This window comes from Gordonia oleivorans, assembly GCF_040044975.1.
Classification (GTDB): Bacteria; Actinomycetota; Actinomycetes; order Mycobacteriales; family Mycobacteriaceae; genus Gordonia; species Gordonia oleivorans.
The window spans coordinates 1-12,974 of record NZ_JBDZDI010000038.1 but is presented as its reverse complement, the minus strand read 5'-3'; the positions used below and the strand labels follow the sequence as shown (position 1 = coordinate 12,974).

At 60.5% G+C, this 12,974-nt stretch carries 9 protein-coding genes and 3 pseudogenes; 4 read left to right on the top strand and 8 right to left on the bottom strand.

From position 1 onward, the window contains the following. The first annotated feature begins 44 nt into the window (after positions 1-44). A complete protein-coding gene (locus tag ABLE92_RS25795; RefSeq protein WP_370530226.1) occupies positions 45-1,103 on the top strand; it encodes a BtrH N-terminal domain-containing protein in 1,059 nt (352 codons plus the stop codon). 349 nt (positions 1,104-1,452) lie between these two features. Here ABLE92_RS25795 and ABLE92_RS25790 read toward each other — a convergent pair whose 3' ends face one another. The 6 genes from ABLE92_RS25790 to ABLE92_RS25765 form a co-directional block, all read right to left on the bottom strand. Beyond that, positions 1,453-2,202, bottom strand: a complete 750-nt coding sequence (locus ABLE92_RS25790) for a TetR/AcrR family transcriptional regulator (protein WP_026919816.1) — start codon at positions 2,200-2,202, stop codon at positions 1,453-1,455. Positions 2,203-2,293: 91 nt separating this feature from the next. Further along, positions 2,294-3,199 (bottom strand): alpha/beta fold hydrolase, encoded by a 906-nt coding sequence (locus ABLE92_RS25785; protein WP_006369630.1) that lies wholly within the window; start codon positions 3,197-3,199, stop codon positions 2,294-2,296. Next, entirely contained in the window at positions 3,189-4,259 is a 1,071-nt protein-coding gene (locus ABLE92_RS25780) for a ferredoxin--NADP reductase (protein WP_005195189.1), read from the bottom strand. The genes ABLE92_RS25785 and ABLE92_RS25780 overlap by 11 nt, the downstream gene beginning before the upstream one ends. After that, positions 4,256-5,125: an SDR family NAD(P)-dependent oxidoreductase gene (locus ABLE92_RS25775; RefSeq protein ID WP_006369629.1), complete on the bottom strand. Its 870-nt coding sequence runs from the start codon at positions 5,123-5,125 to the stop codon at positions 4,256-4,258. Before ABLE92_RS25775 ends, ABLE92_RS25780 begins: the two co-directional genes overlap by 4 nt. A gap of 47 nt (positions 5,126-5,172) precedes the next feature. Then, a complete protein-coding gene (locus ABLE92_RS25770; RefSeq protein WP_005195187.1) occupies positions 5,173-6,693 on the bottom strand; it encodes a flavin-containing monooxygenase in 1,521 nt (506 codons plus the stop codon). A 161-nt stretch (positions 6,694-6,854) separates the two neighbouring features. Then, positions 6,855-7,823, bottom strand: a complete 969-nt coding sequence (locus ABLE92_RS25765) for an AurF N-oxygenase family protein (RefSeq protein ID WP_005195186.1) — start codon at positions 7,821-7,823, stop codon at positions 6,855-6,857. Positions 7,824-7,956: 133 nt separating this feature from the next. Between ABLE92_RS25765 and ABLE92_RS25760 the strand changes: the two genes are divergently transcribed. Both ABLE92_RS25760 and ABLE92_RS25755 read left to right on the top strand, forming a co-directional pair. Then, a complete protein-coding gene (locus tag ABLE92_RS25760) occupies positions 7,957-8,295 on the top strand; it encodes a DUF4873 domain-containing protein (protein ID WP_005195185.1) in 339 nt (112 codons plus the stop codon). 79 nt (positions 8,296-8,374) lie between these two features. After that, positions 8,375-11,464 carry an MMPL/RND family transporter gene (locus ABLE92_RS25755; protein ID WP_348807640.1) on the top strand — a complete coding sequence of 1,030 codons (3,090 nt, stop codon included), beginning with the start codon at positions 8,375-8,377 and terminating at the stop codon, positions 11,462-11,464. A gap of 192 nt (positions 11,465-11,656) precedes the next feature. Here the strand turns inward: ABLE92_RS25755 and ABLE92_RS25750 are convergent. Further along, a pseudogene (locus ABLE92_RS25750) lies at positions 11,657-11,827 on the bottom strand (integrase core domain-containing protein); the annotation flags it as partial. Between ABLE92_RS25750 and ABLE92_RS25745 the strand changes: the two are divergent. After that, a pseudogene (locus ABLE92_RS25745) lies at positions 11,820-12,791 on the top strand (IS256 family transposase); the annotation flags it as partial. The pseudogenes ABLE92_RS25750 and ABLE92_RS25745 sit on opposite strands and share 8 nt — an antisense overlap. Here the strand turns inward: ABLE92_RS25745 and ABLE92_RS25740 are convergent. Further along, a pseudogene (locus tag ABLE92_RS25740) lies at positions 12,788-12,974 on the bottom strand (hypothetical protein); the annotation flags it as partial. The pseudogenes ABLE92_RS25745 and ABLE92_RS25740 overlap by 4 nt on opposite strands.

Here is a 12,974-nt window from a genome sequence, read left to right as displayed (position 1 = left end):
GATCCCGTCGCACAGTGTCCACCACCACTAGGGAGACCATGACAATGTCCGAGTCATTGCTCGACACCTATCCACACCGAATGGGCGGCCATTGCGGCTCCAGCGCGATGCGCGACTTGATGGAGTGGTCGGGACTAGGCTTCGACGGGCCACCGAACGAGGGTCTGGTGTTCGCTCTGGGCGGAGCACTCTCGCTCACGTATGTTCGCACCGACGCCCTCGTGCCGCCGTTGTATCTGGTAGGACGTGGTCCTGACTTCGAGATGGACCTCCCCCGCCGTCTCGGCGCTACGGTGGAGGTCCGGTCCACCGACGATCCCCAGCTAGGGTGGGATCTCGTCCGCGACGAACTCGACCGCGGCCGGCCCGCGCTCGTGTGGGCCGAAATTGCTGAATTGCCCTACCTGCGCGTTCAGTTGCGCATGAGTCGCCACGATATCGTCATAGTGGGCTACGACAGCGACGCAGAAATCGCTTACGTCGCAGACAACGATCGCGTCGAAATTCAACAGGTTCCCTTCGACGCGCTGGCGCGAGCCCGACGCTCGATGACCTTCCCCGAGCCGACCCGACATACGCTCTTCCGCATTGACTGGCCCGAGGCGCTACCGTCAATCGCCGTCGTGGCTGCGGAGGCGTTCGCGCAATCTGCGGCATGCATGCGCGCGCCCGCAGGATCCACGATCGCCGGCCCTGTCGAACACTCGGGGACACACGGAATAGACGCAGCCCTAGCACTATCCTCTGACGTGGTGCTCTGGCATGAGCTGCCCTCCGACGTGCTCGAAGTCCACCTATTCAGTCTTGGTGCATTCATCGAGAAGGCAGGTACGGGTGGTGGCCTGTTCCGACGACTACTCGCGTGTGGCTGCGACGAGATCGCCCGACTGACCGGCGATGCTGCAACCAGCGACCTTGCCAGAGATGCTCACCGAGCGGCTGCAGCATGGACATCAGTCGCTCAGGCGGCCGTACACAAGGGCTCGACCGCTGCTACCCGGCTCGACCACGTCATCGAGGCCGCGGCGGTTCTAACTGACACTGAGTCGAGCCTTGCCACCTCACTGGACTCCGCCGCCAGATCCCTAAGGTCCGCCGTTTAGAAGAACTGCCAGCACCGCATCGGTGAGTGGCTGGCCCTAGCCCGGCCCTTTCGCATCTGGATCGACTGAGGTGGGTCGCTACCGGAGTCCGACGGGGTGAACCACGAGATCGTGGGCATCAGTTCCTACGAGTTGATTCGGTCCTACTGGTCGCGCCAGACCTGGGGCCTGACTGGCTCGCCGGCTTCATCACCGGGGGCGACGTGATGACACTAGATCAGGTGGTAGACGACGAGTCGTTCGACCCGCCCATCCGACACTTGGACAAGTGCTCCTCGCGATAAGGAACACAGTTGTGATCAAATACTGAGGGCGGAGACTGGGGCGGCACCGTCTCTCGCGAGCGGGATCAGTCTAGTCCGAGGCGAGTGGCGAACGCGGGGTCGCCGAAGGGTCTGTCTCTGCGGAAGCGAACGCCCACTGTGGCCGCAGCGCCGTCAATGATCCCCCACGACGTCTGATAAAGGTGCGCGGAGAACAGGTCCTTGCTCATTCCATTGAGCCGACCGTGATCGATCCACCATTGGGTAGCTGATAGGCCCGCCCCCAAGATGGAGGCCACTACGACGGCGACGAGGGACTCGTCGGCACCGACCGATTGGAGGCTACGGGCGAACTCGTCGGAAATAATATCCATTGCCGATCTCAGCTGATCCGCGGCCCCTCCCTCGCCGGACTCAGAATACTGAAACATGTGGTTCGTCATGAGGAAGCGGACGACCGCCGGATGCTCGTCGACCAATGACACGTATGCGGAGATCGCTGACCGGAAGAGCTCGTCGACGGAGTCCTGCTGTCCGGAGAGCAGAGTTGACTGTGCGGACTCCCACATCATCGAACCCAAACGTGCTGCCACAGCGGAATAGAGCCCAGCTCGGTCACCGAAATGGCGATAAAGCTTCGGCTTCGACGCCCCTGCCTCTTCCGCGAAGTCGTCCATGCTCACAGCGTCGCCAAACTTCTCGATCGCGCGTATTGCCGCGTCGACGAGTTCAGCCTTCACGATAGCGCGGTGGTCGTCCCAACGCGTGCTTCGTGCATCGCGCACACGACGTTGCACTTTCACCGGGGCTGCGGAGATTCGACGGACTACAGACATGACCCACCACGCTACCAGGATGGTTGACCGTCGCCCCAATAAGCACGTGGCGCACGCATGCAGTCGGCAGAGACATGGGTCGAAACGAGCTTCAAGCGGATCTGTCTAACCTGGCCACAGCTGAATTGAAGTCTTCAACGGCCTCTAGGTTGGACATGTGACCGACCTTGTCGAGAAGAGTGAATTCAAATAGAACGCCCTGCCGACCCAGTCGCGCTGCGAGATCCACCGAATGGGCCGCCGGGGTCAGTCTGTCGGCATCGCCCACGATGACCGCCGCCGGCACTGTCAGCGAGTCAACACCCCTGCTGACGTCGATTGTCGCCAAAACCGCACCCCACATCCCCCGCACCTGTGGTGGGCATCGCAACACGATGTCGGCGCACTCATCGATTACCTCGACAGTCGCGCCCGGGCCCAGGGTTCCGTAACGAATCAGGCGGCGAGACAAACGCGTGTCCTGCATCTCGGGTCCCGCGACCGCAAGACTAGCCGCGAAGGCCCGTTCAAGTCTCGGTCGTAGCTGGCGGGGAACTTTGAGTAACGTTGACCGATCCACCAACTGTGATGGCCCGGTGCTTGCCAGTACTACTCCGCGGGCCAGCTCCGACACCGAGGCTGGGTACTCAGCTGCCCAGCTCATGATGGACATACCTCCCATGCTGTGTCCGACCACGACAGCCTTGTCGGTGGGAGTGGCTACCGCCCGAACTACGGACTCCAAGTCATCGGCCAGAAGTCTCGCCGAGAACGGTACCCGGCCCCGGTCGCTCCACCCGTGTCCGCGTTGGTCGTAGACCACTACCCTATGCGTCGCCGCGAACTGTTCGATCTGTGGCCGCCAGAAACGCCCCTGACAGGCCCAGCCGTGACTAAAGACTAGAAGTGGAGCATCCCGGCCCGAGCCGAATTCCTGGGCGAACAACCTGGTTCCGTCGGAGGAGAGGACCTCGAGGTGCCGCGATCCTCGCGACTCGCTCGCTATCTCAGAGGTCATCAAAGCTCACCGTGACTGCATCCGTCAGCGGAAGTGCCTGACACGCAAGCCGTTCACCGTCGGCAATGTCATCTTCAACGAGGATGTGGTTTTGTGCCATTTCTACATCACCCTCAACCAGCTTGCATACGCACGCGCTGCAGGCCCCTTCTCGGCAGGAGTACGGGGCATTGTGACCTTGGGCCAATAGCACGTCGAGCAACGGAGTGTTGCGCGGCCACTCAGTCGTGATGGACTGCCCATTCAGATAGACCGTGGCGGTCGCCACACCATCGTCGTCACTGAGCTGACGCATCGTGGCTGTCTCGAATGGATCTCCGGTCAGTGACTGAAAGACTTCTCGATGTACCGAGGCGTGCTCAACACCGCAGGCCTCCGCCGACTTCTGAACCAGATCCATGAACGGCGCCGGACCACAGGTGTAGATCTGTGCACCGCGGTGCTCACGTATGGCGGATTCGACATCCTCAGGTGCCGGAATCCCCATAGCCGACTCCAACCAGTGGAAGACCGTGAAACGCTCGGGGAACTCGGAGGCGATCTGCGCCAGTTGGCCCTCGTACATGATCGACTCGGCATCGCGATTCGCGTAGAACAGTGTGACTTCGCCCCCGCCGCACACAAGCGCCGACTTAATCAGCGACAAGACCGGAGTGATCCCACTTCCTCCTGCAAAGAATAGAAAATCGACGTCGAGATTCTTAGCCGTGAAGTGCCCCGACGGCGGGAGGACGGTCAACTCCATTCCCGTCATCGCGTTGTCGCACAGCCAGTTCGATGCGTAACCGTTCTCCGTCCGCTTGATCCCGATCTCGAGACGGAAGTCCTCGACGTGAGGCGAGCTGCTCAACGAGTAGCATCGTGCGACATGACCGGTCCGATCAGATGGGATCTTCACGGTGATGAATTGCCCTGGGACATGCTTGAACTCCTCGACCATGGCATCGGGGATCTCGAACGAAATGGTGACGGAGTCTTTCGTTTCCTGGGTCACTTCTGAGACGCGCAAGGTGCGTGAGCGGGCTGCGGCAGCCGGACGTGCATCGGGTTCGACGGTCACTTGAGGATCCCCTGTCTACGTGCGACCGCGTAACCCGCCCGTGTCAGTGGCGCCGCGATGTCCTGGTAGCGGGGACCGATCACCCGTGCCACGAAGTCGAAACCGCGGGCGTCCGCACCGATCAACACTCGTGCCTTCTTCTTGTCCATACCTTTGAGGATTGTCGCCGCTGCTTTATCCGGGGTGCTTCGTGCGATCCTGTCGAACAGCGAGGCGACAGTCGCGGTGTCTGCCCCCATGGCGGAAACGCCTCGGGCATTGTTGACGATGTTGGTTTTTACACCCCCCGGGTGCACACATGTCACTGTGACCGGGTATCGACTGATTTTCATCTCCTGTCGGAGCGCCTCGGTGAAGCCTCTGACGCCGAATTTCGCGGCATTGTATGCGCTCTGGCTGGGGATTCCGATCAAGCCGAAGACGCTCGACGTGTTAATGAGATGTCCGTCCCCGGACGCGATCAGGTGAGGCAGAAACGCCTTCGACCCGTTAACGACTCCGCCAAAGTTGATGCCCATGAGCCAGTCGAAGTCTTCCCAGGTCATGTCGACCACGTCGACGCCCAAGGCCACGCCGGCGTTATTGAACACCATGTCGACGTGGCCCGACTCTGACCGCACTCCGTCGGCATAGTCCTGAAACGCACTGCGGTCCGCAACGTCTAGTACGGCGGCGGTTACCGTCGCCGCATACGTGGTGCGGCAAAGTTCTGCAGTCTCCTTCAAGTGCATCTCATCAATGTCGGACAGTGCCAGTGCGGCACCTCGCTCCGCCAACTGGAGTGCCAGAGACCGACCGATCCCTGACGCGGCACCGGTGATCACTGCCACCTTGCCTGTGTAATCATGCCGGTCAGAATTGCTCACTGTCGTCTCACCATTTCTACGAATCGTGTCTCTCCGTGCGTTCGGGCTCAGGCGATGTCGTACTCAGCGGGGTCGAAATCTTTTGTGGCGCGCCAGTACTGCCATGTGAAGCCCGGCCACACGGTCCGGTTGACGCCCTGCGAGTCGAGATACCAACTCGTGCAGCCGCCGTTGGTCCACACTCCCTTGGCCAGCTTCCGCTGGATGTCGGTGTTGAACTGTTCTTGCACGGACGGGCGTACGTCAACCTTCTCAGCGCCTCGGCTTTCTACTGTGTCGATGGCCTTCATGATGTATTTGATCTGTTGCTCGATCATGAACACCACTGAGTTGTGGCCGAGGCCCGTGTTGGGTCCGAGGAGGAAAAACAGGTTGGGAAAACCCTTGGTCGTGATGCCCAGGTGCGTGTTAATCCCCGTCTGATGCCAGTGGGACGGGAGATCCTCGCCAGTGGCACCTTTCAGGGCGAGCTGATCGAAACCATCAGTCACGTGAAAACCGGTCGCATAAATAATTACGTCGATGAGGTGCTCGACGCCGTCTGAGGTGATGATGGAATCAGCGGTGACCCTCTCAATCCGATCGCTGATGACGGTGGTGTTGGGCGCCGCAAGTGCAGGGTAATAGTCGTTTGACCCCAGAATTCGCTTACAGCCGATGCGATATGACGGGGTCAGTTTCTTGCGTAGTGCCGGATCAGAGATGGAGCGTTCAATGTTCCACCGAGCGACCCGTTCGATTGGCCGCATAAGGTTGGAGTGACCGTTGAGGCCGAAGGCTAGGCTCTCCGCACCCCAGTACACCGACCACCTGGCGATACGACGTGCAATCGGGAGTCTGCTCAGAAGAGTCCGCAGGGCCGGCGGAACGGTGAAATTCTTGCGGGGTAGGACCCAGGCAGGGGTTCGCTGGAAGACCTTGAGGGACATGGCCTCCTTCTGTACGAACGGCACAAACTGGATAGCGCTGGCACCAGTGCCGATCACGGCGACACGCTTGCCCTCCAGATCCACCGAATGATCCCACTGTGCGGAGTGAAACGCTTCGCCTTTAAAGTCCTCAATCCCCGAAATTTCGGGAAAATTGGGGATATGCAGCGCACCGACTCCTGAAACTACGAACTGAGCAATGTACTCACGTCCGGACTCAGTACGCAGGTGCCACCGCGACTCTGACTCGCTCCAGTATCCGGAAACCAACTTCTGACCGAAATGAATCTTTTGTGTCACGCCGCGCTTGTCCGCGACGTCTTGTAGATACCGCTCAATTTCTGGTTGTGACGACCACACCTTCGACCAGCTACCTCGACTTTCGAATGAGTACGAGTACATCAGCGACGGGACGTCACATGCACAGCCCGGATAGGTATTGTCGCGCCAGGTTCCACCGACGGAGCTTGCCTTCTCCAGGATTAGAAAGTCGCTGTACCCGCGACGTCTTAGCTGTGCGGCCATCCCGAGACCAGAGAACCCGCTTCCGATGATCAGAATCTTGGTCGAAATCGGGTCGTCGGTTGAGTCGGTTTTGGCGGCGGCGCGCGAGGCGCGCCGGGTAGTTGAAGATGCCATGTTTATGCTTTCTCCCTCGTGGGTTCGTTGGCACAACACATCACCTGCGCACAGTGGCAGCGGGTGATCTGTTGAGGCGGAAGTGATCGCGAAGCCATCGAGAATGCTCCGCACAGGTCTAACTGATGTCGACCGTGACGGCTCGGCCGCGTGAACGGAGATCAGCGGAGATCGTCGGGAAGGCTCCGCGTCGCGCGCCACATGGCCATTGTGAACTTGCCTTCCAGCATTCCCGCCTCATGGAAGAACCGAATCATGGGCTCCGACATGAACTGCAGGTTGGTCCGATAGTTTGGGCTGGTTTGTTGTGCCCATACGCCACGCCAGCGGCTAATTCCCACTGCGGGGTACACTTTCGGATTAATGAGCAGCGGGTACGCCAGGTTCGCGATGACGGCAAGCACCCCTCGGTGCCAAGCGCGCGTCGCCTTACGTCGACGCTGCATGCCTTCGATCATCTCCAGTCGCGCAAAGGTAATGTGACGGGCTTCCTCGAGGACATGGATCTTCATGAGCTGGCGAAGCTGAGGCTGCATACTTGGGTCGTTCATCGCCTCGCGCTGGGCGCGGTCCAGGATTTCCTCGATCAGCAGCGTGGCTCCGGACACCGACGGTCCGAGCGGGACGAAATGCAGGATCTTTGCGAAGCTCAAGAAGCCCTTAGGGAGCTTGTAAGGGGGCACGCCTGTTTTGTTAATGAGGCGCGCGAACATAGTGGAATGGCGGGACTCATCGCCGATTTCTGTTAGCGCGTATAGGGACTTCTGATCGGTTAGGGCCCCCTTTGCCGACATGCGCAGGAGCGCCGAACTCAAGAGGTTCTCTGCGTAGATGCCGAAACTGAGGATGCTCACGATCTCGTGGCGTCCCAGCTCGCGACGCTGCTCCTCGGTCATCTTGTTCCATAGTTTGGTGCCGTATAGCGACACCCGGTGCTCTGGCAGAAAGTACTTGCCTTCCTCCCAGGGCGACTCCCAGTCGATGTCGATCTCCGCGTCGTAGAACTTCTCCGCGGAAGACCGCAACAGACGACCTGCAGATCGTTCCATGTCGACGGGCTTGCGCCCGTTCACCCGGGCCATGCCCTCCTGTGAAAAGTCGGGCTTGATATGGGCATCCTGCACGGTCATGTCTTCTCCTCGGTCGTTCAAGGCTGGGAGTCGGGGCCTGGCGCCCAGTACCCATTACTCGCAGTATCTGGTACTGCTAGTATCCACGAACCGCGTTATTTGTCAACGCTCAATGCGAAGAAGGTAGGGCTGCATGTCTGACGACCATGACCTCGACTACTCCGGCGAAGGAACCCTGGTGTGCCGTGGGACGGAGATCCATGTCGAAGCGAAAATAAGAGGTTATTTCCAGCCGCTGAACGGCTTATACACCTGGTATGGCCGGATTCAGAAGAATGATGAGCTCGACGGGCTCCTGAAAGGCGCCCGCGCGATCGCTGTATTTACGACCGCTGAGGGGCGGGCGGAGTGTGTCGTCGGGGATCCCGACTTCTGGGGCCGATACCGCATCTCAGGTAAGAGCACCCCCCCATACCACCTGCCCACCACTCTCGAGGAGGTCGAAGACATGGCCGAGCACCACCACAAGTGACAATCATCCACCGCACGGACGTTCGCCAGACGGATCCGAACGATTGGGTCGCCCACTTCAGGTCGAGAGGATATTGCACATGGTGAGTTCGTCTCCCATTCGAACCCGCTCGTCGAGAGGGGGCGAGAAACTCGGCGAATACAGTCCGACCCTTGAGCGGGTTGCATGGTTTACCCTCCGCCGCAAAGGGATTGTGACGCTGGTTTGGCTCGGTGCCGCTATCGGCTTAGGCCTTCTCTTTCCTCAACTGGAGTCAGTGGTACGGGAACAATCTGTGGATCCGATCCCGGCCGGAGTCCCGTCTTTTCAGACCTTGGACCGTATGGGCGCCTCTTTCGACGAGCGCGGCGCCAAGACCACCGTATTCGTTGTGATGGAGAACAGTGCAGGCCTGTCCGACAACACCCGCGATCGATACCACGTGCTTGTCGACACCGTGCGGGCGGACGACAAGCACGTCATCGCCGTCCGAGACCTGCTGAGCGATCCCCTCACTGCGAGTCAGGCTCTCAGCAAAGACAAGCAAGCCTGGTATCTGCCCGTGGGAGTGACCGGCACACTCGGGGGACCCGATACCGCGGAGGCGGTCGCAGCGGTACGCGACACCGCGGAGAGAATCTTTCGCGACACTGAGACGAGAGTCCGTGTGACAGGCCCACCCGCGACCTTTAGCGACCAACTCGCCGTGGGCGAGTCGGATCTGGTCCTGATCACTGTCGCCACCGTGCTGCTGATCGCCGTGATCCTCCTCGTCGTCTACCGTTCGGTGTTCACCGCGCTGATGCCGCTGCTTGTCGTGGGCATGAGTTTGGCCGTGGGTCGCGGAGTTCTATCTGGACTAGGCGAGCTGGGCATGCCGGTATCCCAGTTCACCTCGATGTTCATGACCGTCATCATCTTCGGTGCCGGAGTTGACTATTCGGTGTTCCTCATCAGCCGCTATCATGAGGGTATTCGAGCAGGCAACTCTCCTGATGCCGCTATTGCCCACGCGAATGCAACTATCGGCCGCGTGGTTCTCGCATCGGCGGGCACTGTGGCCCTAGCCTTCCTGGCTATGGCCTTCGCCAAGCTCAGTGTGTTCAACACTTTGGGGCCGGCCTGCGCAATCGCCATAGCATTCGCATTCTTGGCGACGGTGACATTGTTGCCCCCCGTGCTCTCCTTCGCTGCCAAGAGAGGGGCCGGCCTTCCCCGCCGTGACCTGACGCGGGATTACTGGAGAAGAGTCGGAGTCATGGTTATCCGGCGGCCGGTCCCTCTGCTCGCGATCAGTGTAGTCGCGTTGATTGGCCTCGCCCTGGTCGCCGCAACAATCCAGATCACCTACGACGATCGAGAGGGGCAGCCAACTGACACAGGGAGCAACGAAGGCTACGCGCTGCTCAACCGCCACTTTCCGAAAGACATCATTATCTCGGAATTCTTGGTGGTGGAGTCCGAGAACGACATGCGCACGGCTCAAGGCCTTGCCGACCTCGACCAGTTGGCATCCCGCGTCGCGCAGATTCCCGGCGTGACCAGGGTCATTGGCGTGACGCGGCCAACCGGTGAGAAGCTGCAGCAGGCGCAATTGTCTTGGCAGAACGATCAGATCGGTACCAAGATCACCGAGGAGACCGGAGATGTACAGGCCCGCAAGGGTGATCTGGCCGTCCTGAAGACCGGATCAGAGCAGCTCGCCGGAGGCCTGGCACTGCTAGAAGACCAGATCTCATCCAATCTCGCTCCGCTGTCGGGGTTGCTAGACGAGGTGTCGTCATTTGGCCCACAACTCGATGAGTACCGGCCGTTGGTGAACCAACTCGCGAGCGCCGCCCCAACGCTTCGACAGTTCTCCCAGCGAGCGCCTGAGCTGTCTCAACTCGCACGTCGGGCCCAGTCTGCGGCAGACGCGGTCGCGCCAGCGTTGTCCGCATTGGAAGCTCCGTGGTGTCAGCAGATCGCGCAGTGCTCGGCACTGCGCGCGCAAACGGCCGACATCCGGGCACTCGCGGATGATCAGTCGCTCGCGAGGGTGGCTAACTTTGCCGCGCAACTCGGCCGCGTGAGTGCGCCAGGCTCTACCGACATGGCACAGCTGCAGCGTTCTCTTCAAACGCTGAATTCTGCACTACAGACCATCGGTGGACAGGACCTCGGGAACAGGGTCTCGCAACTCGAGTCCGGCGTCGGCGCACTCGCCGACGGCGCACGTCAGTTGTCGAACGGAGTCGGGGCTTTGGTGGACAGCAACGTTCAGCTACTCGGTGGACTAGCACAGGTCGCCGCACAGCTTCGGGCTCCCGCCCGCGAGATCGGCGATTCTGATTCGGCAACCGGCTTCTATCTCCCCGCGGATGCGTTCAAGGACCAGCAGTTCAGTCAGGTCGCTCGACAGTTCATCTCGCCCGACGGGAAAACCGTGCGCTATGCGGTACAGACCTCCTACGACCCATACTCTGCCGATGCAATGACGCTGGCGAACGAGCTGTCTAGCGTCGCCGAGAACGCGATGCCGAACACCACTCTGGAGGGCGGACGTGCTTCGGTCGCGGGCTTTCCTGCGATCAATGCCGACGTCCAGCGGTTGTTGTCGTACGATTTCAAACTGCTTGGCATAGCCACACTTCTCATCGTGGGTCTGATCCTGATGCTGTTGTTGCGGGCCGTCGTTGCACCGGTCTATCTCCTTGCAACCGTCGTCTTGAACTATATGGCGGCTCTTGGTATCGGTGTGCTCGTACTTCAACACATCCTCGGTGCCGGGATCGCCTGGCCAGCTCCACTGGTGTCGTTCATCGTCTTGGTGGCGGTGGGCGCTGACTACAACATGCTGCTGGTCTCACGCCTGAGAGAGGAGACGAGAGCGAGCGTGCGGGTCGGAGTAATGCGTACCGTCGCCTACACCGGTTCGGTGATCACCTCGGCCGGGTTGATCTTCGCAGCCAGCATGTTCGGGCTGATGGTCGGCTCCATCGATGTGATGGTGCAAATCGGGTTCATCATCGGTGTCGGTTTGCTGCTCGACACGTTCCTGGTGCGGACCTTAGTAGTCCCGGCACTAGCGGTGCTGCTGGGCACTGCAAGCTGGTGGCCGGGTGACATCGACCGCTTCCGGCGCGCCCTGGGACCATCGCAAAAGACACGCGGACGGACCCATGGGGATCTGACAAGCGTCGGTCCCTGAACTTCCCGACCATCCCGTCAACAGGTAAGGATCGGCATAGGGCATGACGCGGCACGGTCGCTCGTGATAGACGAATTGCGTCCGTACAACGCTAGACGGTATGGGTGACTCCACGGCGATGTGTTGGGGGTTGCGGGCCGGAGCCTCACGCACAGGGACTGAACGACCCGAGGTTTTGTGCCGCCTCCATTGTGGGCTGGTCCTCGGGCCGAGGCCAGAGTAGTGGAGCGTTTCGAACTCGGTCGGGGGGATCTGGCCGATACTCGAGTGCAGCCTGCTGTTGTTGTACCAGTCGACCCAACCAGCGGCCGCGAACTCGACGTCGGAGACGGTCTTGTACGGGCTGGAGTGGAAGATCGTGGTCCCGCTGTACGCCGGCGGCATGACGTTGCGCGATATCCAACACCATTTGGCCGCCACGATCGGCACCGATCTCTCGCACGAGACGATCTCCAAGATCTGCGACGAGGTCCTCGACGCGGTCGACGAATGGCAGAACCGGCCGCTGGAGCCGTTGTATCCCGTCATCTACCTTGATGCCCTGGTGGTGAACGTCAAAGACAGTTCTCATGTTCGAAACAAGCACGCCCACATCGCTATTGGCGTCGACATGGCCGGCGTCAAGCATGTGCTGGGAATCTGGATACAGGCCGAAGAAGGCGCCAAGTTCTGGGCCGGGGTGTGTGCGAATCTGGCCAACCGCGGCGTCAAGGACGTGCTGATCGTGTGCTGTGACGGGCTCACCGGATTCCCCGAGGCAATCGAGGCGACCTGGCCGCTGGCCACCGTGCAAACCTGTGTGGTGCATCTGATCCGCAACTCGATGCGGTTCGTGAACCACAAAGACCGCAAAGACGTGGCCCGGGCGATCAAACCGATCTACACCGCCCCCGACGCCGAGACCGCCCGCCGCGAGTGGGAAGCCTTCCGCGACTCGGAACTAGGCGCCAAATATCCGAGTGCGGCAATGGCTTTCGACCGAGCCTGGGATCGGTTCATCCCCTTCCTGGCATTCCCGCCCGAGCTGCGCAAAGTCATCTACACCACCAACTCGATCGAGTCATTGAACTACCAGCTCCGCAAGGTCATCAAGAACCGCGGACATTTCCCCAACGACATCGCGGTCCGCAAACTCTTGTGGCTGGCCATCTGCGACATCGAAGACAAACGAGCCGCTCAACGCCTCAAAGAACGCGGGACCAGGCGGTCACAGCCCCGTAAGGCCCTCGGACGACTGGTCGAGGGACAGGTCGTCACCAACTGGAAACAGGCCCTCGGACAACTCGCACTGGCCTACCCCGACCGGATCGAACCCCACCTCAGCTAGACCCCACAGACCACAAGAAAATCAGGAGTCACGTTCTTACACAGACATCTTGACAAGCTCGTCAACCGCGCGGTGATGCCGTACTCGCGACACGTCCGCTCGAAGAGCACCTCAACCGGCAACGGCCGCGTGTGTCTGCCGGTGAACTGGTTGCCGTTGTCGGTGAGCACCTCGAACGGCACG

What these genes read in the sequence shown, in the direction of transcription:
- ABLE92_RS25795 (WP_370530226.1), top strand. Translation starts at nt 45, where the DNA reads ATGTCCGAGTCATTGCTCGACACCTATCCACACCGAATGGGCGGCCAT.
- ABLE92_RS25790 (WP_026919816.1), bottom strand. Translation starts at nt 2,202, where the DNA reads ATGTCTGTAGTCCGTCGAATCTCCGCAGCCCCGGTGAAAGTGCAACGT.
- ABLE92_RS25785 (WP_006369630.1), bottom strand. Translation starts at nt 3,199, where the DNA reads ATGACCTCTGAGATAGCGAGCGAGTCGCGAGGATCGCGGCACCTCGAG.
- ABLE92_RS25770 (WP_005195187.1), bottom strand. Translation starts at nt 6,693, where the DNA reads ATGGCATCTTCAACTACCCGGCGCGCCTCGCGCGCCGCCGCCAAAACC.
- ABLE92_RS25765 (WP_005195186.1), bottom strand. Translation starts at nt 7,823, where the DNA reads ATGACCGTGCAGGATGCCCATATCAAGCCCGACTTTTCACAGGAGGGC.
- ABLE92_RS25760 (WP_005195185.1), top strand. Translation starts at nt 7,957, where the DNA reads ATGTCTGACGACCATGACCTCGACTACTCCGGCGAAGGAACCCTGGTG.
- ABLE92_RS25755 (WP_348807640.1), top strand. Translation starts at nt 8,375, where the DNA reads ATGGTGAGTTCGTCTCCCATTCGAACCCGCTCGTCGAGAGGGGGCGAG.